Source organism: Sphingobium sp. Z007 (assembly GCF_900013425.1).
Lineage (GTDB): Bacteria > Pseudomonadota > Alphaproteobacteria > Sphingomonadales > Sphingomonadaceae > Sphingobium.
Genome location: NZ_FBXK01000005.1, coordinates 1,727,204 through 1,752,253 on the forward strand (window position 1 = coordinate 1,727,204; position 25,050 = coordinate 1,752,253).

Annotated in this window: 25 protein-coding genes; 17 read left to right on the forward strand and 8 right to left on the reverse strand. The window is 63.4% G+C overall.

Translation table 11 applies throughout. The annotated features are described in order from the left end of the window. The first annotated feature begins 107 nt into the window (after positions 1–107). From CEQ44_RS16370 to CEQ44_RS16395, 6 genes are all read left to right on the forward strand, one after another. Positions 108–1,571: an efflux transporter outer membrane subunit gene (locus CEQ44_RS16370; protein WP_088182080.1), complete on the forward strand. Its 1,464-nt coding sequence runs from the start codon at positions 108–110 to the stop codon at positions 1,569–1,571. Continuing rightward, a complete protein-coding gene (locus tag CEQ44_RS16375) occupies positions 1,561–3,078 on the forward strand; it encodes an efflux RND transporter periplasmic adaptor subunit (protein ID WP_088182079.1) in 1,518 nt (505 codons plus the stop codon). The genes CEQ44_RS16370 and CEQ44_RS16375 overlap by 11 nt, the downstream gene beginning before the upstream one ends. Positions 3,079–3,084: 6 nt before the next feature. Continuing rightward, a complete protein-coding gene (locus CEQ44_RS16380) occupies positions 3,085–3,789 on the forward strand; it encodes an ABC transporter ATP-binding protein (protein WP_088182078.1) in 705 nt (234 codons plus the stop codon). 178 nt (positions 3,790–3,967) lie between these two features. Further along, positions 3,968–5,173: an ABC transporter permease gene (locus tag CEQ44_RS16385; protein ID WP_088182077.1), complete on the forward strand. Its 1,206-nt coding sequence runs from the start codon at positions 3,968–3,970 to the stop codon at positions 5,171–5,173. Between the two features lie 323 nt (positions 5,174–5,496). Beyond that, entirely contained in the window at positions 5,497–5,925 is a 429-nt protein-coding gene (locus CEQ44_RS16390) for an RcnB family protein (RefSeq protein ID WP_088182076.1), read from the forward strand. Positions 5,926–6,074: 149 nt separating this feature from the next. After that, positions 6,075–6,482 carry a BLUF domain-containing protein gene (locus tag CEQ44_RS16395; RefSeq protein ID WP_254913752.1) on the forward strand — a complete coding sequence of 136 codons (408 nt, stop codon included), beginning with the start codon at positions 6,075–6,077 and terminating at the stop codon, positions 6,480–6,482. A 3-nt stretch (positions 6,483–6,485) separates the two neighbouring features. On the opposite strand, the gene CEQ44_RS16400 is transcribed toward CEQ44_RS16395, so the two are convergent. Beyond that, on the reverse strand, positions 6,486–7,886 hold the full coding sequence (locus CEQ44_RS16400) for a GntP family permease (RefSeq protein WP_088182074.1): 1,401 nt from the start codon (positions 7,884–7,886) through the stop codon (positions 6,486–6,488). Positions 7,887–8,177: 291 nt separating this feature from the next. Here CEQ44_RS16400 and rpsF point away from each other — a divergent pair, with 291 nt between their 5' ends. Genes rpsF through rplI form a run of 3 tightly spaced genes read left to right on the forward strand, consistent with a single transcriptional unit; the run spans position 8,178 to position 9,492 of the window. Continuing rightward, positions 8,178–8,633, forward strand: coding sequence for a 30S ribosomal protein S6 (gene rpsF, locus CEQ44_RS16405; RefSeq protein ID WP_088182073.1), 456 nt, complete (start codon positions 8,178–8,180; stop codon positions 8,631–8,633). 14 nt (positions 8,634–8,647) lie between these two features. Beyond that, entirely contained in the window at positions 8,648–8,872 is a 225-nt protein-coding gene (gene rpsR / locus CEQ44_RS16410) for a 30S ribosomal protein S18 (protein ID WP_004212076.1), read from the forward strand. Positions 8,873–8,886: 14 nt separating this feature from the next. Beyond that, the gene (gene rplI, locus CEQ44_RS16415) at positions 8,887–9,492 is read left to right on the forward strand and encodes a 50S ribosomal protein L9 (RefSeq protein ID WP_088182072.1); all 606 of its coding nucleotides are present in this window, start codon (positions 8,887–8,889) and stop codon (positions 9,490–9,492) included. Between the two features lie 418 nt (positions 9,493–9,910). Here the strand turns inward: rplI and CEQ44_RS16420 are convergent, their stop codons facing one another. Beyond that, positions 9,911–10,531, reverse strand: coding sequence for an outer membrane protein (locus tag CEQ44_RS16420; protein ID WP_254913753.1), 621 nt, complete (start codon positions 10,529–10,531; stop codon positions 9,911–9,913). Between the two features lie 239 nt (positions 10,532–10,770). On the opposite strand from CEQ44_RS16420, the gene CEQ44_RS16425 reads away from it, so the two are divergent. The 5 genes from CEQ44_RS16425 (at position 10,771) to CEQ44_RS16445 (ending at position 14,273) form a co-directional block, all read left to right on the forward strand. Beyond that, positions 10,771–11,100 (forward strand): hypothetical protein, encoded by a 330-nt coding sequence (locus CEQ44_RS16425; RefSeq protein ID WP_088182071.1) that lies wholly within the window; start codon positions 10,771–10,773, stop codon positions 11,098–11,100. Continuing rightward, positions 11,097–11,330, forward strand: coding sequence for a hypothetical protein (locus tag CEQ44_RS16430; RefSeq protein ID WP_088182070.1), 234 nt, complete (start codon positions 11,097–11,099; stop codon positions 11,328–11,330). Before CEQ44_RS16425 ends, CEQ44_RS16430 begins: the two co-directional genes overlap by 4 nt. 89 nt (positions 11,331–11,419) lie before the next feature. Beyond that, entirely contained in the window at positions 11,420–12,355 is a 936-nt protein-coding gene (locus tag CEQ44_RS16435; RefSeq protein WP_088182069.1) for a DUF808 domain-containing protein, read from the forward strand. Between the two features lie 125 nt (positions 12,356–12,480). After that, a complete protein-coding gene (locus CEQ44_RS16440; RefSeq protein WP_088182068.1) occupies positions 12,481–13,860 on the forward strand; it encodes an MATE family efflux transporter in 1,380 nt (459 codons plus the stop codon). Positions 13,861–13,952: 92 nt separating this feature from the next. Beyond that, positions 13,953–14,273: a hypothetical protein gene (locus tag CEQ44_RS16445; protein ID WP_088182105.1), complete on the forward strand. Its 321-nt coding sequence runs from the start codon at positions 13,953–13,955 to the stop codon at positions 14,271–14,273. 119 nt (positions 14,274–14,392) lie between these two features. Here CEQ44_RS16445 and CEQ44_RS16450 read toward each other — a convergent pair whose 3' ends face one another. The 4 genes from CEQ44_RS16450 to CEQ44_RS16465 all read right to left on the reverse strand — a co-directional run bounded on the left by CEQ44_RS16450 (position 14,393) and on the right by CEQ44_RS16465 (position 17,755). Continuing rightward, on the reverse strand, positions 14,393–15,163 hold the full coding sequence (locus tag CEQ44_RS16450; RefSeq protein ID WP_088182067.1) for an ABC transporter permease: 771 nt from the start codon (positions 15,161–15,163) through the stop codon (positions 14,393–14,395). Beyond that, a complete protein-coding gene (locus CEQ44_RS16455) occupies positions 15,160–16,092 on the reverse strand; it encodes an ABC transporter ATP-binding protein (protein WP_088182066.1) in 933 nt (310 codons plus the stop codon). The genes CEQ44_RS16450 and CEQ44_RS16455 overlap by 4 nt, the downstream gene beginning before the upstream one ends. Before the next feature lie 59 nt (positions 16,093–16,151). Continuing rightward, positions 16,152–16,781, reverse strand: coding sequence for a class I SAM-dependent methyltransferase (locus tag CEQ44_RS16460; RefSeq protein WP_088182065.1), 630 nt, complete (start codon positions 16,779–16,781; stop codon positions 16,152–16,154). A gap of 80 nt (positions 16,782–16,861) precedes the next feature. Beyond that, complete coding sequence (locus tag CEQ44_RS16465) at positions 16,862–17,755, reverse strand: LysR family transcriptional regulator (RefSeq protein ID WP_088182104.1); 894 nt, start codon at positions 17,753–17,755, stop codon at positions 16,862–16,864. A gap of 153 nt (positions 17,756–17,908) precedes the next feature. On the opposite strand from CEQ44_RS16465, the gene CEQ44_RS16470 reads away from it, so the two are divergent. From CEQ44_RS16470 to mmsB, 3 genes are all read left to right on the forward strand, one after another. After that, positions 17,909–19,048 (forward strand): acyl-CoA dehydrogenase family protein, encoded by a 1,140-nt coding sequence (locus tag CEQ44_RS16470; protein ID WP_088182103.1) that lies wholly within the window; start codon positions 17,909–17,911, stop codon positions 19,046–19,048. Positions 19,049–19,216: 168 nt separating this feature from the next. After that, complete coding sequence (locus CEQ44_RS16475; RefSeq protein WP_088182064.1) at positions 19,217–20,302, forward strand: enoyl-CoA hydratase/isomerase family protein; 1,086 nt, start codon at positions 19,217–19,219, stop codon at positions 20,300–20,302. A gap of 147 nt (positions 20,303–20,449) precedes the next feature. After that, the gene (gene mmsB / locus CEQ44_RS16480; protein WP_088182102.1) at positions 20,450–21,334 is read left to right on the forward strand and encodes a 3-hydroxyisobutyrate dehydrogenase; all 885 of its coding nucleotides are present in this window, start codon (positions 20,450–20,452) and stop codon (positions 21,332–21,334) included. A gap of 92 nt (positions 21,335–21,426) precedes the next feature. Here mmsB and CEQ44_RS16485 read toward each other — a convergent pair whose 3' ends face one another. Both CEQ44_RS16485 and CEQ44_RS16490 read right to left on the reverse strand, forming a co-directional pair. Next, positions 21,427–22,650 (reverse strand): dipeptidase, encoded by a 1,224-nt coding sequence (locus CEQ44_RS16485; RefSeq protein ID WP_088190868.1) that lies wholly within the window; start codon positions 22,648–22,650, stop codon positions 21,427–21,429. Then, positions 22,650–25,034, reverse strand: coding sequence for a TonB-dependent receptor (locus CEQ44_RS16490; protein ID WP_088182062.1), 2,385 nt, complete (start codon positions 25,032–25,034; stop codon positions 22,650–22,652). Before CEQ44_RS16490 ends, CEQ44_RS16485 begins: the two co-directional genes overlap by 1 nt. Positions 25,035–25,050 lie beyond the last annotated feature (16 nt).

Sequence of the window (25,050 nt, forward strand, 5' to 3'; positions counted from 1 at the left end):
TTGAGCCGTACATGCCCCTGCGGCAGTCAGGAGCCGGCGTCTCAACCCCCTCTTACGATCGGGGCAGCGTGGCCGCCCCTTTAACGACGACGGAGTGCAAGGAAAAGGTGCGATATCGCATAAGCTGGATCAGCGGCACGGCGCTCCTGCTGCCTGCGCTTTTGGCCGCCTGCGCGGCGGGGCCTGACTATCGGGCGCCGCAGGGCGCTGCGTTGGGCCTGCCCGCTGCCTATAGCCAGGGAGACGGAGCGCCCGTCGCCGACGCCGACCTGTCCAACTGGTGGACGCGGCTGAACGATCCGGCGCTGAGCGGGCTGATCGACCGCGCGATCGCAAACAATCTGGATATCGTGCAGGCGCAGGCGCGGTTGCGGCAGGCGCGGGAATCGCTGCGCCAGGCCAATGCCAGCTTCGTGCCGCAATTGAGTGGCGCGGCGTCGGGGGGCCGCAACTACAGCAACCAGGACGCAGGCGGGCGGCTGGACAGCAGCGGCAATCCGATCGGCGGCGGAACCGGCAATTGGTCGAGCAGCTACTCCGGGCGCATCAACGCAAGCTGGCAGATCGACCTGTTCGGCGAATTGTCCCGCACCGCGGAAGCCGCCCGGGCGGACCTGGCCGCGTCTGGATATGACCTCGCCAATGTCCGCATGACGATCGTCTCCGAACTGGCGACCAATTATATTCAGGCGCGGCTGGCGCAGGAACAGTTGCGGATCGCGCGCGAAAGCCAGGCGGTCCAGCGGGATAATTATAATATCGCCAACTGGCGGTTGCAGGCCGGCCTCGTCTCCTCGCTCGACGCCGAACAGGCGCGGGCGCAACTGGCGCAAACCAACGCGACCATCCCGCAGCTTGAAGCCAGCCTAAAGGGTAGCCTCAATCGCATCGCGGTGCTGACCGGCCAGGCGCCGGGCGAAGCGACCCGCGCTCTGGAAGCACCGGCCTCCATTCCGGTGGCATCGACGCAGATCGCGATCGGCATCCCCGCCGACACGCTGCGCCAGCGGCCCGACGTGCGCAGTGCCGAACGGGCGCTGGCCGCCGCCACGGCGCGGATCGGCGTGGCGCAGGCGCAGCTTTATCCCTCGCTGGGGATCAGCGGCAATATCGGCACCACGTCCAATGCGTTCAGCGACCTGTTCAGCCTGATTACCGGCGGCGTCTTCGCCAATGTGGCGCAGACGATCTTTGATGGCGGACGGCTGCAATCGCAGGTGCGATCGCAAAAGGCCGCGACCGACGCCGCCTTCGCCGCCTATAAGCAGAGCGTGCTGAACGCGTTGGAGGATGTCGAGAATGCGATGGCGCAATTGGCCAGCGCCCGTGCCCGCAAGGCGGAGTTCGCCGTCGCCTATGATGCGTCGAACAACGCCGCAATCCTGGCGCGCAGCCAGTATCAGGCGGGACTGACCGACTTCCAGACGGTGTTGACCAGTGAATCCACCCTATTGAACGCGCGCAACAGCCTGGCTTCCGCGCAATCCGACGAGGTTCTGGCCATCGCCCAGCTCTATAATGCGCTGGGCGGCGGCTGGCAGAGCATGGACAATCGCCCAAATGAGCAATGATGTGACCAAGGATCAGGATCTTGACGACTTTCTGGGCGCGAAGCCGGAAAAGCCGTGGCGCAAATGGGTGATCCGTGGCGGCATAGCCGTCGTGCTGCTGGTCGCGATCCTCTTGCTTGCCCGGTGTTTTTCCAGCGACGACAAGCCCAATTATGCGACGCGTGAGGTGCGCACCGGCGACCTGACCGTCAGCGTATCGGCCACCGGCAATTTGAAGCCGATCAATCAGGTCGATGTCGGGTCCGAACAGTCGGGCAAGATCACCGCCGTCTATGTCGACGTCAATGATCGCGTGACCAAGGGGCAGAAGCTGGCCGAACTGGACACCCGCCGTCTGGTCGATACGATCAACCAAAATCGCGCGCAGGTGGTGTCGTCGCAGGCCAGCGTCGCGCAGGCGCAGGCCCAGGTCGCCTTGACGAAGGCGACGCTGGATCGGCAGTTGAACGTCTTCACCCTGTCGGGCGGCAAGGTGCCTGCCAAGACGGAAATCGATACGGCGCGCGCCAATTATCAGTCGGCGATCGCCACCCTGCGATCGCAACAGGCGCAGGTGGACGTGTCCCGCGCGCAACTGTCCACGGCGCAGACCAACCTGTCGATCGCGCAGATCGTGTCGCCGGTAAACGGCGTGGTCCTGTCGCGTGACATCGAACCGGGCCAGACAGTCGCCGCATCGCTCAACGCGCCGGTGCTCTTCACCCTGGCCGAAGACCTGACGCAGATGGAGGTCGAAGTGTCGGTGGACGAGGCGGACGTCGGCCAGGTGAAGGAAGGCCAGAGCGCTACCTTCGCCGTGGACGCCTTTCCCGGCCGCACCTTCCCGGCGAAGGTCACGCGGGTCAATGTCGGGTCGAACAGCGCCAGCACATCGTCCTCCTCCAGCACGACGACGACCAGCACGACCGGTACGGTGGTCGCCTACACCGCCGTGCTGACGGTCAACAACAGCGACGAAACCTTACGCCCCGGCATGACCGCAACCGCCGATATCGTAACGCAGGAATTGCAGAATGTGCTGCTGGTCCCCAATAGCGCGCTGCGGTTCAAGCCCGTCAGCGCCGCGCAGGGCGGCGGCATCACCAGCGTCCTGCCGGGTCCGGGCCGCATGCGCCGCGGCGGCGCGAAGCGGCAGGTCAATTTCGGCGCGGGCAGCAGCCAGACCGTCTATATCGTCGGCGAAGACGGCAATCCCAAGGCGATGCAGGTGACCGTGGGCGCCAGCGACGGATCGCGCACCGCCGTCACCGGGGGCGCTTTGAAGCCAGGGATGCGCGTCATCACCGGCCAGCTTGCCGCTGGCCAGGAACCGCCCGCAGAGGATCAGAAGGCCGACCAGGGCGGCAACGTCAAGAGCGACGACCGCCGCCGCAATCCCTCAGCCGACGGCAGCCCCGCGACCGTAGGCAAGCTCGGCAATTCGGGCGACGCCGCGCCCGAAACCGCACCGGTTGCGCCCGCCGCGACAACCCAGCCGCGCGGCGCCAACCGCCAGAACGGCAGCTGACGCGCCATGGCGATCGCTGATCCGATCATCTCGCTGCGCGGCGTAACCAAAGTCTATGGCGAAGGACCGACCGCGTTCCAGGCGCTCAAGGGCATCGACCTGGATATCGCGCAGGGCGATTTCGTGGCCGTCATGGGTCCGTCCGGGTCGGGCAAGTCCACGACGATGAACATTTTGGGCTGCCTCGACGTGCCATCGGCGGGGACGTTCCTGTTCAAGAATCATCATGTCGAAACGCTGGACCGCGACCAGCGCGCCCTGCTGCGCCGCCGCTATCTGGGCTTCGTTTTCCAGGGGTTCAATCTGCTGTCGCGCACCACCGCGCTGGAGAATGTGGAACTGCCGCTCATCTATCGTGGCGAGGACAAGAAGACCCGTTATGATCTGGGCATGGCCGCGCTCGACAAGGTGGGCCTTAAGGACTGGTGGGACCATACGCCGGCCGAACTGTCCGGCGGGCAGCAGCAACGCGTCGCCATCGCCCGCGCCATCGTGACCAGCCCCGACGTGCTGCTGGCCGACGAACCGACCGGCAATCTCGATTCGGAACGGTCGGTGGAAATCATGGAATTGCTGACCGACCTCAACAAGAATAGCGGTATCACCGTGCTGATGGTGACGCACGAACCCGACATGGCCGCCTTCGCGCGGACGATCGTCCATTTCAAGGATGGGCTGGTCGAACGGATCGAAGAGGGCTTGGCGGCGTGATGGGGATAGCGATCGAGCCTTCTCCCCGCGGGGGAGAAGGATATGGAGCCTTGGCGAGGAACGAGCCTAGGCGCAGTTGGAAGAGGGGGATATGCGCGCGCCCCCCTCTTCAAGCAACGCTAGCCAGCAAGCTGGCAAGCTCCGCTATCCTCTCCCCCAAGGGGCGAGGAACATTACCATGCTAGGCACCACCATCACTCTCGCCTTTCGCGCGATCAACCGGCACAAGCTGCGGTCGTTCCTGACCACGCTGGGCATCATCATCGGCGTCGCCGCGGTCGTGACCATGGTGACGCTGGGCAACGGCGCGACGGCCGCGGTGCGCGAACAGATCAGTTCGCTGGGCGCGAACGTGCTCCAGTTGCGTCCCGGCCAGGGCTTTGGCCGCGGCGGCGGGGGTCCGCGGCCACCCGACTTCAAGGAGCGTGACCTCACCGCGATCGAAAATCAGCTAACCGGCGTGCGCGCGGTCGCCCCGGTGGTGCAGTCCAGCGGCACGGCCATTTATGAAGGCAATAACTGGTCCACCACCGTCTATGGCACCACGTCCGCCTATTCCGAAGTGCAGCAGTGGAAAATCGCCGACGGCCGCCTGTTCCTGGCGGAAGAGGAAGAGGCCGGCCGCCCCGTGTGCATCATCGGCAATACGGTGCGCACCAACCTGTTCCAGGGCACGGAGCCGGTCGGCAAGCGGATGCGGATCAAGGGCGTGTCCTGCCAGGTCGTCGGCGTGTTGGCGACGCGCGGCCAGGGCGGCTTTGGCGACCAGGACGATGTCGTCGTCATGCCGATCAAGTTCGTGCAGCGCCGCTTCACCGGCGACCGCGACATCAGCCAGATCATGGTTGCGGTGGACGACGCCTATGACACCAGCACGGTCCAGGCGAGCTTGGAAGAGCTGATGCGCGAACGGCGCAAGGTGAAGCCGGGCGCGGAGGATAATTTCAACGTCTTCGACACCAAGCAGATCAGCGACACGCTGACCGGCACCACCACCATCCTGACCCAGATCGTCGGTGCGGTGGCGGCGATTTCCCTGTTGGTGGGTGGCATTGGCATCATGAACATCATGCTGGTGTCGGTGACGGAACGGACGCGCGAGATCGGCATCCGTTTGGCGATTGGCGCTGTCGCGCGTGAAGTGCTGCTGCAATTTCTGGTGGAGGCCATCGTGCTGTCCTGCCTGGGCGGCCTGATCGGACTGTTCCTGGCCCTGATCGCGACGGCCGCCATCGCCCCGCTGATGCAGGTGCCGTTCCTGTTCGATATCAAGGTCAACATCATCGCCTTCGTCTTTTCGGCGGCGATCGGGGTGGTGTTCGGCTATTTCCCGGCACGGCGCGCGGCGGCGCTCAATCCGATCGATGCGTTGCGGCACGAGTGACGAACGCGGATGCGGACCGATGAGGCCCGCACTCAGAGTCTGATGACCTTAGATTGACCTGCTCCGTCATTGCGAGCGAAGCGAAGCAATCCAAACGCGCCGTTAGATTGCTTCGCTTCGCTCGCAATGACGATTCAAGCAAAGTCATCACGCTCTAAATCGCTGACATCCGTCGTTTCTGAACAATAGTTCAGCTTAAATTTCAAATTGTTACAATTTCCGACAATCTAACCCCGTCCATGACACATCGTCGCGACATGCGGCTCCTATCTCTGTCTTCGACGCCACGGAATGGCGCCTCTAACAAGGCAAAGGAGCCAACCATGTTCAAGAAGATCCTCATCGCCCTGGCCACCACCACTTTGGTCGCCAGCCCCATCGTTTCCGCTCAGGCGCAGGCCCAGGGCTACGGCGCGCAGCATCGCCAGGAACAGACCCGGACGGTCGTGAAGCAAAAGCCCAATGGTCGCACCGTCGTCAGGCAGAAGACGGTCGTGCGCAACAATGGCAATGCCCAGCGCGCCACCGTCTATCGCCCCAACCGCAATGCGGTGGTCAACCATCGCTGGGCCAAGGGCCAGCGTTTCGATCGTCGCCAGGCCAATAACTATCGGGTCATCAGCAATTATCGCGGCTATCGCCTGAACGCTCCGCCGCGCGGCTATCAGTGGGTGCAGTCGGGCAATGACGCCGTGATGATCGCCATCACCAGCGGCCTGATCGGCGCCGTCGTCGGCAACGCGATCCGGTAAATCCTTCCAAACAGAGTTCGCACGATGCTCCGGGGCTTCTCTCCCCCCGGAGCATTTTTGCGTCATCGACCATGATCGAGGTTAAATACCCGATATTAAGGGATTATGCCGCAAAGAGGCTGAGCCGGGGGGCCATGTCGGGAATGTCCATGTCTTTACATCAGATCATGTATATCAGTACGGTAGTCGGCACCTTCACGCCTCAGGAATGCGCGGCGATCGCGCAACTGTCCGCGACCAACAATCGGCGGGACGACGTGACCGGGTTGCTGCTGTTCAATTCGCGGCGCTTTCTGCAGGTGCTGGAGGGGCCGAAGGATGCCGTCGATCGCATCTTCAACCGCATCAACGCCGATCCGCGCCACCGCGCCGTCGTCAAGCTGCGCGAAGGGCCGGTCGCTACGCGGGAATTTGGCGAATGGGCGATGGCGTTCGATGATCCCGCGCGCCCTTCGGCCGATCTGAAGGACAAGGTCGCCGCCTTGCTCGTGCAGGCCGGGCCTTCGACCCGTGCGCATTTCATCGGTTCGGCGGACATGCACCGCCCGGCCGCCTGAGCCTTACACCAGCCCGGTCAGATAATAGACGGCGATGACGATAAATACGGTCATCGTCTTGATGAGCGTCAGCGCGAAGATGTCCTTATAGGCCTGGCGATGGGTGAGGCCGGTTACCGCCAGCAGGGTGATGACCGCGCCATTATGCGGCAGGCTGTCCATGCCGCCGGACGCCATGGAGGCGACACGGTGCAGCACTTCGCGCGGGATGCCAGCCGCATCGCCCGCCGCCGCGAATTGCTCCGCCATCGCGGCGAGCGCAATCGACAGTCCGCCCGACGCCGATCCGGTGATGCCGGCGAGCGAAGTGACAGTGATGGCTTCGTTGACCAGCGGATTGGGGATGGCTCGCAGCGCATCCTTGACCACCAGGAATCCCGGCAGCGCGGCGATCACTGCGCCGAACCCATATTCGACCGCCGTGTTCATGCCCGCCAGCAATGCGCCGCCAACTGCCGCCTTCGACCCGTCGGCAAAGCGCTTGGCCACGGTGCGAAAGGCGAAGAGCAGGATCGTGCCGATGCCCAGCAGCAGCGCGCCCTCCACCGCCCAGAGCGCCGACACCTGCGCCACCTTTACCGTTACTGGTTCCGCCATGCCGGACAGCGATAGCGACACCTCCTCGCCTGCCACCCAACGCGGGATAGCCAGCGTCAGCAGCAGATTGCCGACGCCCACCACCAGCAGCGGCAGCAGCGCGATCAGCGGGTGGACGGGCGCTTTCTCCTCGACCGCTTCCGGTTCGTTGACCAGCGTTTCGGGCGCGCCATAGCCCTCCCCCGCCGCCAGCATCGCCCGACGCCGCCAGCCCAGATAGGCAAGGCCGATCCCCGCGATGAATACTGACCCGATCAGGCCCAGCACCGGCGCCGCCCATGTCGTCGTGCCGAAGAAACTGGTCGGGATGATATTCTGGATCTGCGGGGTGCCGGGCAGCGCATCCATGGTGAAGGTCAGCGCGCCAAGCCCAATGGTGGCGGGCACCAGCCGCTTGGGAATGTCGGCGCGGCGGAACATCTCAGCCGCGAAGGGATAGACAGCGAACACCGCGACGAACACCGACACCCCGCCATAGGTCAGCAGGGCCGTCACCGCCATGATCGCGGGAATTGCGCGGCCCGCGCCGATGACGCCGATCACTGCCGTTACGATCGCACGGGAAAAGCCCGAAATCTCGACCAGCTTGCCGAAGAGGGCACCCAGCAGGAAGACGGGGAAATAGAGTTTGAGGAAACTCGCCACCCGTTCCATGAACAGGCCGGAAAAAGCCGCCGGCACCGCGGCGGGATCGGTCAGGAACACGGCAAGCATCGCCAGCAATGGTGCCATGATGATGACGCTCATCCCCCGATAGGCGGCAATCATCAGCAGGATGAGCGACAATGCTGCGATCGCGACTGCCATTCATCCGTCCCCTTCCAACATCGTTCGCACTGAGCCTGTCGAAGTGCCTTATTTCTTCCTGCCACGATAGAAAGAAGTATGAGCGTTCGACAAGCGCAGGCCGAACAGCTTTTTTGCCTTCGCGCTGCGCACCGATGCCGCTTGCCTTTGCCCCCCCTTTCCGTCATAGGCCCGCCTTCGCAAGAACGCCGGGGTGACTCGGCGGACCTGTGGATATGCAAGACGACAGCCGGAGGGGCGTTCCACATGGGGTGGGCGTCAGCGATCGGCCAACAGAAGAAGGTACTATCCATGGCTCTTTACGAGCATGTGTTCCTTGCGCGCCAGGATCTGGCACAGGCGCAGGTGGACGCGCTGGCGGAAACCGCCACGAAGATCGTCGAGGACAATCAGGGCAAGGTGACCAAGGTCGAGACCTGGGGTCTGCGCAGCTTGGCCTATAAGATCGCCAAGAACCGCAAGGCGCACTATGTGCAGCTGAACATCGATGCCCCCGGCAACGTGATCGCTGAGCTGGAGCGCCAGACCCAGATCAACGAAGACATCATCCGCTATATGACCGTCAAGGTCGACGAGCTGGAAGCCGGCCCGTCGGTGATGATGCGCAAGCAGGACCGCCCCGAACGTGGCGATCGTGGTCCCCGCGGCGATCGTGGTGACCGTGGCCCGCGTGGCGACCGCGAAGGCGGTTCGCGCGACGATCGTGGCCCGCGCCGCGACCGCGATGAAGCCCCTGCTGGCGAATAAGGAGACATTAGACCATGGCACGCCCATTTTTCCGCCGCCGCAAGAGCTGCCCCTTCGCCGCCAAGGATGCGCCGAAGATCGATTATAAGGACGTTCGTCTGCTGCAGGGCTTCGTGTCCGAGCGCGGCAAGATCGTCCCCAGCCGCATCACGGCCGTTTCGGCCAAGAAGCAGCGCGAACTGGCCCAGGCCATCAAGCGCGCCCGTCATCTGGGCCTGCTGCCCTACATTGTGAAGTAAGGGAGTAGAAACCCATGGAAATCATCCTGCTCGAACGCATCGAGAAGCTGGGCGCAATCGGCGACGTCGTCACCGTGAAGGACGGCTATGCCCGTAACTTCCTGCTGCCCAACAAGAAGGCGCTGCGCTCCAACAACGCCAACAAAAAGGTCTTCGAAGCCAACCGCGCGAAGATCGAAGCCGACAATGCGGCCCGTCGTTCGGACGCCGAAGCGGCTGCCGATGGCGTCAACGGCAAGCAGATCGTCCTGATCCGCCAGTCGTCCAACGCCGGCGCGCTGTACGGTTCGGTCGCCGTGCGCGACATCGTCGATGCGCTGCACGCCGATGGCGTGACCAACGTCACCAAGGCGATGGTCGTGCTGGAACGTCCGATCAAGACGCTGGGCGTGTTCGACGTCAAGGTTGCGCTGCATCCTGAAGTCGTGACCACCATCACCGTGAACGTCGCGCGTTCGCCGGAAGAAGCCGAACTGCAGTCGCAGGGCGTCGACGTGATGGCCGACCTGTTCGAAAAGGACGAGAGCGGCTTCACCGAAGATTATGATCCCAATGCCGAACCGGGCGAAATCGCTTCGGTCAGCAAGGAAGAAGACGAAGAGCCGGCGCAAGAAGCCTAAGTCTTTCGATCGTATCGTACGAGAAAGCCGCCCGGCAACGGGCGGCTTTTTTGTTGGCGATCGGTGGCGGAGCGGAAGATCGGCTGCTCTTAATCCTTTCCCGTCTTCACGGGAGAGGCAACGAAGACTCGGCAGGCCGCTATCTATTCGTAGTCGATGATCGTCTTTTGTTCTTTCCAGAGCCTGATGATTTCAGATCGACCCACTTTATTCCGTTCGTTTCGAGCGCAGTCAAGAAACGTGGGTGTGGCGCTACTGGCTTCTCGACTTGGTTTGTTGTTCCCCGGCCCATGAGCGGCACAGGCCTTTCTCTTTCAAAGGAAGGCGTACGAGGACCAGCGACCGCCCAATCACCTGCAACAAAAAGGCCGAAGGATCGCTCCCCCGGCCATTCGCGCCGTCACGCGATCCCCAGCGTTCAGAAGCGGAAGCCGCCGGTCACCGAAACCTGCTGGCGCGTTACGTCGATGCCGCTATCGATATCGGCGATCTTGTAGCTGCCATAGTCGCTATAGCGATATTCGATCCGCGCAAAATGGGTCGGGTTGGCGAATTCCACACCGCCGCCCAGGCGCCAGCCGCCCAGCGTGTCGCTATCCGTGGCGATAAGATCGAGATCAGCGCCACCATCATAGGTCAGCTTGACGCGGCCATTCACATAGCCGCCCTTGGCATAAATCAACAGATTGGGACTGACCGGGATGCCGATGCGCGCGCCGACATACAGGTCGCGCCCTGCCGCCAGCTTGGCGCTGTCGCCTGCCAAAAGCAGGTCGGTATAGCGCTGCTTGGTTGAACTGTCGCTCGCCTCCAGCTCCAGGCCGATCACGGCATTTCCCAGGTCCAGGTCGTACCCTGCGGTTACGCCATAAAGGACGCCATCGTCGCTGGCGCTGACGTCTTCATATTCCAGGCTGACCTTGTCATAACCGGCAACGACGCCCAGCTTGAACCCACCGAAATTGCTCGCTTCCTGCGCTTGGGCAGGCATGGCAAAGACGCCAGCCGTGCATAGAACCGGCACCAGATATCGGATCACAGATAGTCCCCCTGAAATGACATGGGCATGGCCATGCAGCAGCCTCCCACCTGACAGACGTCGGTAAAGAAAGCGCTAAGTCTAGAAGTGGACCGGAAGACAGCGCCTGTCGTAGCGGTTTTGGCGATGGTCCGTGACAGTCGAACGCTTTCCATCCCTCCGCACCCCATGACGGCGCGCCGGTCGGTCCATCTCGATGCGATGGCGGAACGGTCGCCCGTCACGCGCGTTCGCACATCATGGAAGATCGCTCCCTTATCGAACGTCTGGCGCGCCATCTGGCGGCGGCTGACCCGGACGCTTGGCCTACACGAGTCGAGGATGCCGCCAGCATCCTGGCACTGATCAAGGAGCCCGACACCGCCATGCGCGCAGCTGGTGATGGTGACACATGGCGTGCCATGATTGATGCGGCGCTGCGCGATCGATGGTCGATATCTCATTCCCCTATCCATGGCGATGGACCGGCCGGATCCGATGAGGAAGGCGAGATCAGTTTGCCGTCCGACGCGGTTGGGCATGATCGCGCGGACTGGATTCATCTGCATCATGGGGAGAAAGACGCATGAAGGGGCTGTTGAAACTGGCCATCGTCACGGGCCTGGGCGCCTTTGCGGTCAAGGGCTGGCGCGACTGGATGGGCGACGGCGCCGCCCCCGATGATCGCGGTCCGGTGGGATCGTCGGGCGTGATCCGCGATGCGGGGCCGCAAGAGGGCGTGTCGCGCGCGGACTGGGACATGGTGGACGAACAGTCCGATGAATCCTTTCCGGCAAGTGACCCGCCCGGCAATTATTAAGCGATCGGCGATCCATTGCTCCACGGCCGCGAGGCCTCTATGAGGCAGGCCGGGTGCGGAATGCGGCCATAACAGGGGAATGAATTGCTATGCCTTCGGGTCTGATCGCGCTGCTCGACGATGTCGCGGGCATCGCCAAAATGGCGGCGACCTCCTTGGACGATGTTGCTGCGGCGGCGGGCAAAGCCGGCACGAAAGCGGCAGGCGTCGTCATCGACGACGCGGCCGTGACCCCCAAATATGTCATGGGCCTGACCCCTGACCGCGAATTGCCGATCATCTGGAAGATCGCCAAGGGATCGCTGCGCAACAAACTTCTCTTCCTGCTGCCCGCCGCGCTGCTGATCAGCGCCGTCGCACCTTGGCTGCTGCCCCCGTTGCTGATGCTGGGTGGCGCGTTCCTGTGTTTCGAGGCTGTGGAGAAATTGCTGGAGGCCTTCCAAGGCGGACATGACGTCGCCGAGGAGGCGTCACAAACGCTCAATTCGACTGAAATCGAAAACCAGAAGGTGTCGAGCGCGATCCGCACCGATTTCATCCTGTCAGGTGAGATCATGGCCATATCGCTGGGCACGGTCGCGGGCGAGCCGGTGTGGGAACAGGCGATCATTCTGGTCGTCGTCGCCATCCTGATTACCGCAGGCGTCTATGGCGTCGTCGGCCTGATCGTGAAGATGGACGATATCGGCCTGCACCTCGCCAAGAAAAATGGCGCAGGCAATCAGGCGCTCGGCCGCGCGCTTGTCAAGGCGATGCCGGTCCTGATGGCGGTCCTGTCCGTGGTCGGCACCGCGGCGATGCTGTGGGTCGGCGGCGGTTTGATCGTCCATGGCCTGCATGAATTTCATATCGAGCTGATCCCCGGCACGATCGAGCATATCGCGCAGGGTGCCGCCCTGGCCGTGCCAGCGATCGGCGGTTTCCTTCACTGGACCGTGACCGCGATCGGCGGCGCCATAGTCGGGCTGGTTGTCGGCGGGATCATCGTTGGCGCGCTGCACCTGTTGCCCTCGAAGAAGCACTAAGCCAAGTAGGATAACGCTGAAAATCGTCATTGCGAGCGCAGCGAAACAACCCACGGCGCACGGCGCACGGCGCACGGCGCAAGAGTGGATTGCTTCGCTCCGCTCGCAATGACGCAAGTTATGGAATGCACGTCGTGACCCACCCCTCCCCCTGGCGAATCGAGGCCGGCGCGCTGATCGCGCTGGCGCTGCCGATGATCGCGGGCAACATCGCCTGGTCGGCGATCGCGGCGACCGACCTGCTGCTGCTGGGTCGGATCGGGGCGGAGGCGGTCGCGGCCGGCGCGCTGGCGATCAACCTGTTTCACGCGCTGCTGCTGTTCGGCATGGGCTTGGTCACCGCCGCATCGCCCCTGATCGCCAGCGAACGGGGCCGCCGCCGCAACAGCGTGCGCGACGTGCGCCGTACCGTCCACCAGACGCTGCGCGCGGCCGTCTTCTTTGTCGCGCCGGCCTGGCTGTTACTGTGGCAATGTGAGGCGATATTGCTGGCGATGGGGCAGGATGCCGATCTGGCGCGGGAGGCCGGGCATTTGATGCATGGCCTGCAATGGGCGCTGCTGCCCTTCCTGGGCTTCACCACATTGCGCAATTTCATTGCCGCGCTGGAACGGCCCATCTGGGGGCTGATCGTCATGCTGGGCGCGATTCCGTTCAACGTGTTGATGGGCTGGGCGCTGATTTTCGGTCATCTGGGCTTTCCCTCGCTTGGCCTGTTCGGGGCTGGGCTGGCGAGCACGCTTTCCTCCTGCTTCCTCTTCTTCGGACTGCTTGCCGTCATCCTGATCGACCGGCGCTTCCGCCGCTATCGCCTGATGGGCCGCTTCTGGACCCGCGATCGCGAACGGCAGCGGCAGGTGTGGGCGCTGGGCCTGCCGATCGCAATCACGCTGGGGTTCGAAACCAGCGTGTTCAACGCGTCCGCCTTCCTGATGGGCCTTATCGACCGCGATTCGCTCGCGGCCCATGCCGTCGCCATTCAGATCGCAGCACTCGTCTTCATGGTGCCGATGGGCATCGGACAGGCAGCGACAATCCGGGTCGGCATCGCCTATGGTCGCCATGACCGCGCCGGCATCGGCCGGGCGGGCTGGCTGGCGCTGATCATCGGCACCGGTTTCGCCTGCTGTGCCGCCGCGCTGCTGATCTTCATGCCGCGCACGCTGGTTTCGGCTTTCCTCGACCTGTCAGACCCCGCCAATGCCCGCACCGCAACGCTGGCCGTCAGCTTCCTGGCGGTCGCCGCCCTGTTCCAGCTGGTCGATGCGGCGCAGGCGGTGGGCGCTGGCGTGCTGCGCGGCGTGCAGGATACGACCGTGCCGATGATCTTCGCGCTGATCGGCTATTGGGTCGTGGGCATCGGCGTCGGCACCCTGCTCGCCTTCCCATTGGGCATGGAGGGCCTGGGCATTTGGCTGGGCCTGGCGAGTGGCTTGGGCGCAGTCGCAGTGCTGCTCATCAGCCGTTGGACCCTGCGTGAAAGGCTGGGGCTGGTGCCAGCCTGACACAGCCTATCCCGTTGATTGCACGGGATGGACATGGTGCAGCGCACAAAGCAATTGAAAAAATCGGCCAAATCGGTAAGGAGTCGGGCATCATGCAAGCCCCGACCGAGATTTTTGAAGCGATCGCGCTCCAGAAGTGCCTGAAGGTGACCTATAACAAGATGGTCGTCACCCTCGCCCCGCACATCCTTTACACACGTCATGACGAATTGTTCATCGACGCGGTGACGACGGATCGCGACGGCCGCCCGCCGCGCGAATTGAAGCTCGGCACTTTCAAGCTGGTCGGCCTGTCCGACCTGGAAGTGCTCGATGAGCCGTTCGAGGCAATGTATGGCCTCTATAATGACGGCGACGACAAATATAAGGGCGTGACCCTGTTTGCCGTGACGCCGGAAAGCCAGGCCGCCTGATTCAATAGGACATCCACCGACGTCCGTTCGTTTCGAGCGTAGTCGAGAAATGGAAGCGCCGCGCTAGACGCTTCTCGACACGCTCGAAGCGAACGGAGATTGGGAATTTCTCTTCGCCTCTATTTCTTCAGCCGATATCCCGTGCGGAACATCCAACCGATCACGCCTATGCACAGGGCCAATATGCCGACGACGAACAGCAGGCTCAGCCCGATCGCGACGTCGCCCTTGCCAAAGAAGGTCCAGCGGAAGCCGGATATCAGATAGACGATCGGGTTGAACAGCGTGATCGTTTGCCAAGGTTCGGCCAGCATCTTGACCGAATAGAAGGCGCCGCCCAGGAAGGTCATGGGCATGATGAGCAGCAGCGGGATCACCTGCAACTGTTCGAAACTCTGCGCCCAAATCCCCAATATGAAGCCGAACAGGCAGAAGCTGATCGCGATCAGGATCATGAACCCCACCATCGCGAACGGGTGCGCCACCGGCACGTCGACGAACAGATGCGCGGTCAGGAAGATGATGCTCCCCACGATCAGCGACTTGGTCGCTGCCGCGCCGACATAGGCGATGATCGTCTCCGTCGCTGAGACAGGCGCGGACAATAGCTCGTATATGGTGCCGGTGAATTTGGGCATGTAGATGCCGAAACTGGCGTTGAAGATGCTTTCGGTGAACATCGCCATCATGATGAGGCCGGGCACGATGAAGGCGGCATAGGGGATGCCGTCCACCTCCGTCATGCGCGATCCGATCGCCCCGCCGAACACGACGAAATAGAGCGATGTGGTGATGACAGGCACCAGCAGGCCGGTCAGCAGCGTGCGGCGAAAGCGATGCAGTTCGAACGCATAGATGGACGCAATCGCGCGCAGATTCTGAAGGCTCATGCGGCCTTCTCCTGATGGACGAGGCTGACGAAGATGTCCTCCAGGCTGCTCTGGCGCGTATTCAGATCCTTGTAGCCGATGCCAAGATCGCCCAGCTTGCGCAGCAGCGACGACACGCCGGTCCGCTCCGCCTGGGTATCGAACACATAATCCAGTTCGTGGCCTTCGCCGCCCAGCGTGACGCCCCATTCGGCCAGGTCCGTGGGCACCGCCGCGATCGGCTCGGCCAGCACGACGGTCAGCGTCTTCTTGCCCAATTTCTTCATCAGCGCGGTCTTGTCCTCGACCAGCATCAATTCGCCCTTGTTGATGACGCCCACCCGGTCGGCCATTTCCTCGGCCTCCTCGATATAATGGGTCGTCAGGATGATGGTGACGCCCGTCTGGCGCAGTTCGCCGATCAGCTTCCACATGTCGCGGCGCAGTTCTACGTCAACGCCTGCGGTCGGCTCGTCCAGGAACAGCACGCGCGGTTCATGGGAGAGCGCCTTGGCGATCATCACCCGCCGCTTCATGCCGCCAGACAGTTCCAGTATCTTGGCATGGCGCTTGTCCCAGAGCGACAGGTCGCGCAGCACTTTCTCGATATGGGCGTCGTTGCGGGGCTTGCCGAACAAGCCTCGGCTGAAATTCACCGTGTCGATGACCCGTTCGAACTGGTCGGTGGACAATTCCTGCGGCACCAGGCCGATCGCGGTGCGCGCGCCACGATAGTCGCGCACGATGTCATGGCCCGCCACGGTCACGCTGCCGCCGGTGGCGCGCGCGATGCCGCAGATGATCGAAATCATCGTCGTCTTGCCCGCGCCGTTCGGCCCCAGCAGCGCGAAAATCTCACCTTCCTTGATGGTCAGGTCGACGCCCTTGAGCGCCTCGAAACCCGACGCATAGCGTTTCGTCAGGCCTTTAATCTCGATGATGGATGCCATGGATGGCTCTGCCCCTTTTGCGTTGCGGCAAAGATAGGAAGCCCATAGCCGAACGCAACCTAATCGCCGCGCCGCGAAAAGCGAAAGACGGTCGCAGGCGGGAAGTTGCGCACCGTCTGCCCGGCCCGCACCACATCCAGCCCCAGCGCGTCGATCACATCGCGGCTGACCGGCGGACGCATCGAATAGGTGAATTGTACGAAACTGCCGCCGGGGCGCAACATGCGGAATGATTCCGACAATATGTCATGGTGCATGTAGCGGTCCATCGCCAGCAGCGGCAGGCCGCTGACCACGGTCTGATAATCGCCCGGCGCCCCTGCGGTCGCGGTCGACACGATCTGCGCGGGTGTCTCCAGGATCGAGACGTGGGGGAAATGCCGCCGCAGCCCGCGCGCGAAGGCGGGATTGATTTCCACCACCTCTAGCTTTTCGGGCGGCAGGCCGGTTTCCAGGATCGCGCGGGTGAACACGCCGGTCCCGCCGCCCAGTTCCAGCACGCGACCATCGAGCGGATCGATCTGCGCCACCATCAGCCGGGCAAGATAGCGGCTGGAGGGCACTACGGATGCGGTCTGGCGCGGCTTTTTCACCCAGGCGGCCAGGAAATCGAGATATTCGGTGGCGCGGGCGCGAAATTCCCCGCTCGGCAGGGCGATCGCCCGGCTGCGCTTGGGCTTATGCTGCATAAGCGAAATGCGACCGCTTTATTTCCATCCCGACTCCCTTAGCGGGGACGAGGGGCGGCGTCGATTGTCTTTCGCGTGGATCAGGCCGGATCGCGCTGGCCCGACAGCATGTCCACCCGTTCCTGCAACCAGTCGGCGACCGCGCCGATCCGCGCCAGCTTTCGCAGGTCGCCATGCATGACCAGCCAGAAGCTGCGGGTGATCTCCACCTGCTCGGCCATCAGGGGGACAAGGCCGGGCGCGCGCCGCGCGATGAAGTCCGGCAGCACGCCGATCCCCGCCCCGTCCGCGATCATCCGCTGCTGCATGATGATGCTGGTCGATCGCAGCGTCGCCTCCAGCCCCGCCTCCACCTCGTCCAGATAATCCAGTTCGGGGGAGAAGATGAATTCCGGCACATAACCGACCAGCACATGGTCGCTCAGGTCCGCCGGGGTGAGCGGCGTACCGGCCCGCGCCAGATAGGCGGGCGACGCATAAAGATGCAGCCGATAATCGCCCAGCCGCCGCACCGTCAGCCGCCCGCGCTGCGGCCGCGCCAGCATCACCGCCATGTCCGCTTCGCGATTGGACGGGTTGAGGAAGCCCGACGCCGTCACCAGGTCCAGCCTTATCCCCGGATGCCGCCGGTTGAAATCGCCCATGCCAGGCGCCAAGACCCAGGTGCCGAACCCTTCGGCCACCGATAGGCGCACCTGGCCCGCCAGCCGATGCTCCTGCCCCTTCACATCCTCCAGTGCGGCGAGCGCGGCGCTTTCTGCGCCCTCGGCATGGTGCAGCAGCGCCTGCCCGCGTGCCGTCAGCGTCCGTTCCCCGGCAGCCAGTTCGAACAATTCGGCGTCCAGCGCCTTTTCGAGGCGCGCCAGCCGCCGCGCGATCGTGGTCGCGTCGATGCCCAGCGCGCGGGCGGCAGGCGCAACCTTGCGGGCACGGGCGACCGCCAGAAATACCCTGAGATCATCCCAGTCGAACATGCGCGCGCCCATCCTGCAAATTTGCAGCCTGTTAATGCACAACTTCGCCATTGCTTGCAATAACGCTGCATTGCTAGAAGCATGGCGACAAGCGATCCTGCGGCGCAGCGGCCATCATCGGCGCACCGGACAGGTTGGCGGAGGATGGAGAGCATGACCCAGTTCGACCTGACCGAGGACCAGCGCGCCATTCAGGAGATGGCGCAGCGCTTCACCGCCGACGCGATCACGCCCCATGCGGCGGAGTGGGACGAAAAGCATATCTTCCCCCGCGATACGATCCGCGCCGCCGCGGAGCTGGGCTTTGGCGGCATCTATGTGTCAGAGGAATCGGGCGGCATCGGGCTGGGCCGGCTGGAAGCCGCGCTCATCATGGAAGCCATGGCCTATGGCTGTCCCTCCACCAGCGCCTTCATCTCGATCCACAATATGGGCGCCTGGATGATCGACCGTTTCGGCGCGCAGGCGGTCAAGGACAAATATCTGCCCGACTTGGTGCCGATGGCCCGCATGGCCAGCTATTGCCTGACCGAGGCTGGCGCGGGATCGGACGCCGCGGCGCTCAAGACCAAGGCGGTCAGGGACGGCGACCATTATGTCGTGACCGGCTCCAAGCAGTTCATTTCCGGCGGCGGCGAGAATGAGGTCTACCTCGCCATGGTCCGCACCGGCGAGGATGGGCCGAAGGGCATCTCTTGCCTCGTCATCGAAAAGGACATGCCCGGCGTCAGCTTCGGCGCGCAGGAGCGCAAGCTGGGCTGGCATTCGCAGCCGACCGCGCAGGTGAATTTCGATGGCGTGCGCGTGCCGGTGGAAAATCTGGTCGGCGCGGAGGGCGAAGGCTTTCGCATTGCGATGATGGGGCTGGACGGCGGGCGGCTGAACATCGGCGCCTGCTCGCTGGGCGGCGCGCAGCGTTGCATCGATGAAAGCGTGCGCTACACCAAGGATCGCAAGCAGTTCGGCCAATCGATCGCCGATTTCCAGAATACCCAATTCACCCTGGCCGACATGCAGACCGAATTGGAGGCCGCCCGCACGCTGCTCTATGCCGCGGCGGTCAAGGTGAGCGACAATGCGCCCGACAAGACCCGCTTCGCCGCGATGGCCAAGCGCTTCGCCACTGACACCGGATCGTCGGTCGCCGACCGCGCGCTGCAATTGCATGGCGGATACGGCTATCTGATGGATTATCCGATTGAGCGCATCTGGCGCGACCTGCGGGTCCATTCCATTTTGGAAGGCACCAACCAGGTCATGCGGATGATCGTGGCGCGGGACATGTTGCGGTGAACCCGATCCTCTCCCCGTGGGGAGAGGATATGAAGCCTTGGCGCGGCACGCGCCTAGGCGAAGTTGGAGAGGGGCCGGCACGCAATCCCCCCTCTCCCAGCTCCGACTAGGCAGCAAGCTGCCAAGTCTTCGCATCCCTCTCCCCAAGGGGCGAGGAAGGAGATAAGAATGACCGACCAAGTCCTGACTATCATCGAAAAAGGCGTCGGCCGCATCCGCCTGAACCGGCCCAGGGCGATCCATGCCCTGACCCCGGAAATGTGCGACGCCATCAACGATGCGCTGCTGCGCTGGGCGCAGGACGATGCGGTCATCGCCGTCATGATCGACCATCTGCCCGCCCCCGATGGCGATCCCAAGCTGTCGCGCGGTTTCTGCGCGGGCGGCGACATTGCGCTGATCGCTAACAGCGCCAAGGCGGATTGCGTTGAAGCCGAACGCTTCTTCCACCTGGAATATCGGATGAACCATCTGCTGTTCGTCTATGGGAAGCCCATCGTCGCCTTCATGGACGGCATCGTCATGGGCGGCGGCGTGGGAATCTCCCTGCCCGCCCGCTTCCGCGTCGCGACCGAGCGCACCACTTTCGCCATGCCCGAAACCGGCATCGGCCTGTTCCCTGATGTCGGCGGCGGCTGGTATCTGCCGCGCCTGCCCGGCCGGGTCGGCGCCTGGCTCGCGGCGACGGGCGCGCGGATTGACGGGGCAGATTGCGCCGCGATCGGCATCGCCACCCATTATATCGCGTCGGACACGCTGGATGCGGTCAAGGCCCGCATCCTCGCCGACCCTCTGGGGCTGGTCGAGATATTAGCGGAAAATGCCGAAACCCCGCCCCCGTCCAAACTGGACGCGCACCGCGCCGACATCGACCGATTGTTCGCGTCAGACAAGGCGGAGGAGATCGTCGCAGCGCTGCAAGCCGACGGCGGCGCATGGGCGACCCAGCAATTGTCCGTGCTTGCCACCAAATCGCCCCAGACGATCAAGGTGGCGCTGCGCCAGTTGGCCGAGGGCGCGGCCAAGCCCGATTTTGCCGCCAATATGGCGATGGAATATGGCCTGGCCTGCGCGATCATCCGTCGGCCCGATTTCGTCGAGGGCGTGCGCGCGGTCATCTTCGACAAGGATAATGCGCCGCAATGGAACCCGGCCACGCTGGAAGGGGTGAGCGACGCGATGATCGATGCGATCTTTGCGCCGCTCCCGGCGGACAAACAATGGACGCCGCCGGGACTGGCGTGGACGGACTGATCCTGTCCTACAGGGCGGGCGCCTGCTATAGCTGCGCTTGCCTCTACCTGCCCTTTGCGCCCCGACTTTTCGATAGGATCGACAGGACGCAACATTATGTCGAAACCTGCGGGAAATAAGCGAAGTTAAGCGGAAGAGGATAAGATGATGACCCAGACGATCGCCTTCATCGGCCTTGGCAATATGGGCGGCGGGATGGCCGCCAACCTGCTCAAGAACGGCTATGCCGTGCGCGCCTTCGACCTGTCCGAAGAGGCTTTGGTCAAGGCGGAAAGCCATGGCGCCGTCCGGGCGGCCAGCGCCGCCGATGCGGTGACCGGGGCCGACGCGGTGGTGACGATGCTGCCTGCCGGCAAGCATGTGGAGAGCGTCTATAGCGAACAGGTGTTCGGCGTTGCCAAGCCCGGCGCGCTGTTCCTGGACTGCTCCACCATCGACGTCGCCACCGCCCGCCGCGTGATCGAGGCGGCGGTCGCCAAGGGGTTCGAGATGGTCGACGCGCCGGTCTCCGGCGGCATCGCGGCGGCCAATGGCGGCACGCTGACCTTCATGGTGGGCGGCGCGGATGATGCCTTCGCCAAGGCCAGGCCGATCCTGTCGGCCATGGGCAAGGCGGTGATCCATGCCGGCGGCGCAGGCAATGGCCAGGGCGCGAAAATCTGCAACAACATGCTGCTGGGCGCGACCATGGTCGCCACCTGCGAAAGTTTCGCGATGGCGAAGAAGCTCGGCCTCGACCCGCAGACATTCTATGACATCAGCAGCGTGTCGTCGGGCCAGAGCTGGTCGATGACCAGCTACTGCCCCGTCCCCGGCGTTGGCCCACAGACGCCGGCCGACAATGGCTATCAGGGCGGCTTTGCGGTCGGCCTGATGCTCAAGGATCTGAAGCTGGCGACTGAAGCGGCCGCGTCGGTGGGCGCGAGCGTGCCGATTGGCAATGCCGCCGAAGCGCTCTACCAGTTGCTCGCCAACCGGGGCGAGGCCGGGCGCGACTTTTCGTTGATGATCGAGATGTTAGAGGGGAAATAGGCAAACCCACTCCGTTCGCTTCGAGCGAAGTCGAGAAGCGGCTGGCTCAGCGCTTCCCGTTTCTCGACTTCGCTCGAAACGAACTGATGTTGTTATTTGCCTTTCCCCGCCTCCGCCGCTGCCAGCACGCGCAGGACGTTGCCGGACCAGATTTTCTGGATGTCGGCTTCGGTATAGCCAGCCTTGAGCAGCGCGTCGGTGATTTTGGGCAGGGCGACCACATCCTCCATACCCACGACGCCACCGCCGCCGTCCCAATCCAGGCCGATGCCGACATGATCCGGCCCCACGACCTTGAGCGCATGGAGCATATGCGCCATGAAGTCGTCAAAGGTCGGCTTGTCGGTGTCGGGATACAGCCTGTCGATCTCCTGTCGCCTGGCTAGCAGTTCGGTGCGCTTTACCGGTGAGATCTTCGCATCCTCGCGCATCTGGCCGTAGAGCGCCATCAGCGCCTTCTGCCGATCCGGGTTGGGCTTGGACGCGCGCAGATAGGCGCCATAGGCGTTCATCTGGATGACGCCGCCCTTGGCCGCCAGCGCCTTGAGATGATCGTCGTCAATGTTGCGCGGATGGTCATAGACCGCCTTGCAGCCCGAATGGGTCAGCAGCACCGGCGTGGTCGAGAGCGCCAGCAGGTCGTCCAGCACTTGGTCCGACGAGTGCGACCCGTCCGGCACGATGCCCAGGCGGTTCATTTCCGCCAGCAATTCCTTGCCCAGCGGGCTGAGGCCGCCATAGCGTGGCTTCTTCGACGGGTCGGTCGAACTGTCGGCAAACTGGTTATGCGCGAAATGGGCAAAGCCCGACACCCGCACCCCCATGTCGTAGAAGGTCTTGATAAGCGAGACATCCTCGCCCAGCGGATAGGCGTTCTCGATCGACATATAGACGATGCGCTTGCCCGCCGCGGCGATCGGGGCGGCGTCCTTCGCCTCCAGCGCGAGCTGGAAATTGGCGGGGTCGGCGGCCACCATGTTGCGGATCGACAGGCCGCGCAGGATCGCGAAGTCGCGCGCCTTGCGGAACCCCTCGACCGTCAGCGGTCCCTGCCCCGTATAGATCGCCCAGAAGCCGCCATCCAGGCCGCCCTTCTTCATGCGCGGCAGATCGACCTGGGTATAGTCGCTATGGACGCCATGTTCCTCGTCGATCGACCAGCCGGGTAGATCCAGCGAGGCCGGCGTATCGAGATGGCTGTCGAGGGTAATCAGCTTCTGGTGCAGCTGATACACTTTCTTCGGCACGTCCTGCGCCTGCGACGCGGGCGGGAGCAGCGCCGCAAGCGCCGCCCCCATCATCCAACTAGCCCGCATCAGATTTCACCCGAAATGGTGAACTGGAAGGTGCGCGGGGACAGCGGACGGAAATTGCCGTCGCCCGTCACCGCGGCGGTGATGAAGGACAGCGTATCCTTGTCGAAGATATTGTCGATGTTAAACCGCGCCTTCATGCCCTTGATCGGACCCAGGCTGAAACCGTCACCGATATCGACATAGGCGCTGAACACGGTGAAGCCCTTGACGCTGGAGCCGGCCGAATTGTCGAAGGTGGACCAGCGGCGCGAGGTATATTTGCCGGAGAAGTTACCGACCAGCCAGCTTGCCGGTTCGATGGTCACGCCGCCATTGACGATCCACTTGGCGCTGTCGGGGATATATTTGCCGTCGGTTTGGAAAGTGGTCGTGGCGGTGACGATATCGTCTTTGAACTTGGCGATATTATAGGTGGCGTTGAGGTTGAAATAAGCGAGGCCGTTGAGCGCCGACGGCTTGAACGTGCCGCTGAATTCCGCGCCATAGGCGCTGACCCGACCGACATTTTGGAAGAAGGTTTCGATGACGTTGGTGGTGCCGGGCAGGATCGACCCGATCGACTGGATGCGGTTCTTGAACTTGGTGTAATAACCCGCAAGCGAGGCGTAGAATTGCCCCTGGTTGGTGCGGATGCCCGCCTCGAAATTCTGCGACCGTTCGGGGGCGGGCGCGGGCACGCCGGCCGAACTGCTGTTGAGCGAGACGGAAAAGACATCGTCCAACCCTTTGGGCAGGGCCATATTTTCCGCATAGGACGCGAAAATCTGGGTCTGGTTGTTAATCTTGTAAAGCACGCCCGCCATCGGCAGGAAGCCGTCGCTATAGCTGGTGCGCAGCGTCTGCGGACCCCAGCCCGCGACCCAGATCGGCGCGGCGGTGGTGCCGGCATTGCGATAATAATCGTTGAAGTCGCGATAGCCGCTGTAGCGATAGTCGATGTTCAGCGCCTTGACGCCCAGGTCGAAGATCAGGCTGTCGTCCAGCAGCGCGATCCGGTCCTTGACGAAGGCCTGGGTCGTGTTGCGTTCCGACTGATAATTGCGGCGGACATAGACCAGATCGTCCAGGTCGGGTGCGCTGGCGGGCGATCCGTCGATGGTGTTGTAGCGCGCCTGGGTGCGGTTATAGGTATCGACTTCGGCCCACAGCCCGACTTCGATCGTCTGGACGCCCAATTCCCAATGCAGCTTGGTGGTCAGGCCATAGCGTTCGCCGCCCACGGTCGACAGGCCATATTGCGTGCCCTTGGGCGCGCTGAGCGCGATGCCAGCGGCCGTCTGCCGCTGATATTGCAGCAGGCTATTGGCATAGGTGTCGGGCGACACGCCATAACCGCCCTTATCTTCATAATAAGCGGTCGCTTCGGCCCAGACGCCGTCAGCGATTCCGGCGTGGACGGTGCCGCCATAGAGCTTGTCATCGCGCACGTTGATCGCCAGCGTGTTGGTATAGGCATAGTTGGCGTTGCTGAAGGCGGGGCCGCCCGCGACGGGCGCGAAGCCCGGCGTGGTGTTGGGCACGACCGAGATATAGCCGCGGTCCCGGCCGCTTTTGCCGCCGACGTCGGTGCCTGTCAGATATTGCGCGCGGGTCAGCGAGGGGGAGTCGAAATCGTTGAACTTGTTCGACACGAATTTGAACCGCGCCCAGCTGTCGCCGCCCAGATCGGCATGAACCATGGCTTCCCAATGTTCGCGATCGACCGTGCCGTCGCCGCGCCACAGGTCCGTGTCCAGCTTGGTGCGGCTGACATAGGCGCGGAACGGGCCGACCTGCCCCGTGCTGGCGCGGATGAAGGTGCGCTTCATGTCGAAATCGCCGAAGCTCTGGGACACGAACAGGCCCATCTCTTCCTGCGGCGCGATGCTGTTATATTGCACGACCGGGCCGAGCGTCGAGTAACTGGGCAGGCCGACATCGCCCGCGCCGACCGCGGCCTCCACCACGCCCAGATTTTCATTGTCGACATAGCGGAACACCGGGCTGCCGCCGAACGCGTCGCTGCGGCCCGTTGGAATGCCATCGACCACGAAACCGATCTGGTCGAGGTTGAAGGCGCGCGTCTGGACGCTGTTGCCAAATTCATAAAGGCCAAGCGCCCCGTCGGTCTGCACGTTGAAGCCGGGCAGTTGCTCCAGCATCTTGAGGCCCGAAATGCCAGACGGAGCGGATAGCAGCGCTTCGCGGGTCACGGCGACGACATTGCTGACCTTGTCCTCGCCGATCGCTTCGGCCGACTGGGAGATACGGCGGCCCGTGACAGTGATCGTCTCGTCGCCGTCTCCGACCGGTTCCTGCGCATGGGCGGCGCTCAGCGCGCCGGTGGCGCAGGCGAGCAGCAAGGCCGCGCGCGAGGAAAGACGGATGGACGAGATAACGGACATGCAAAGGCTCCCTGTT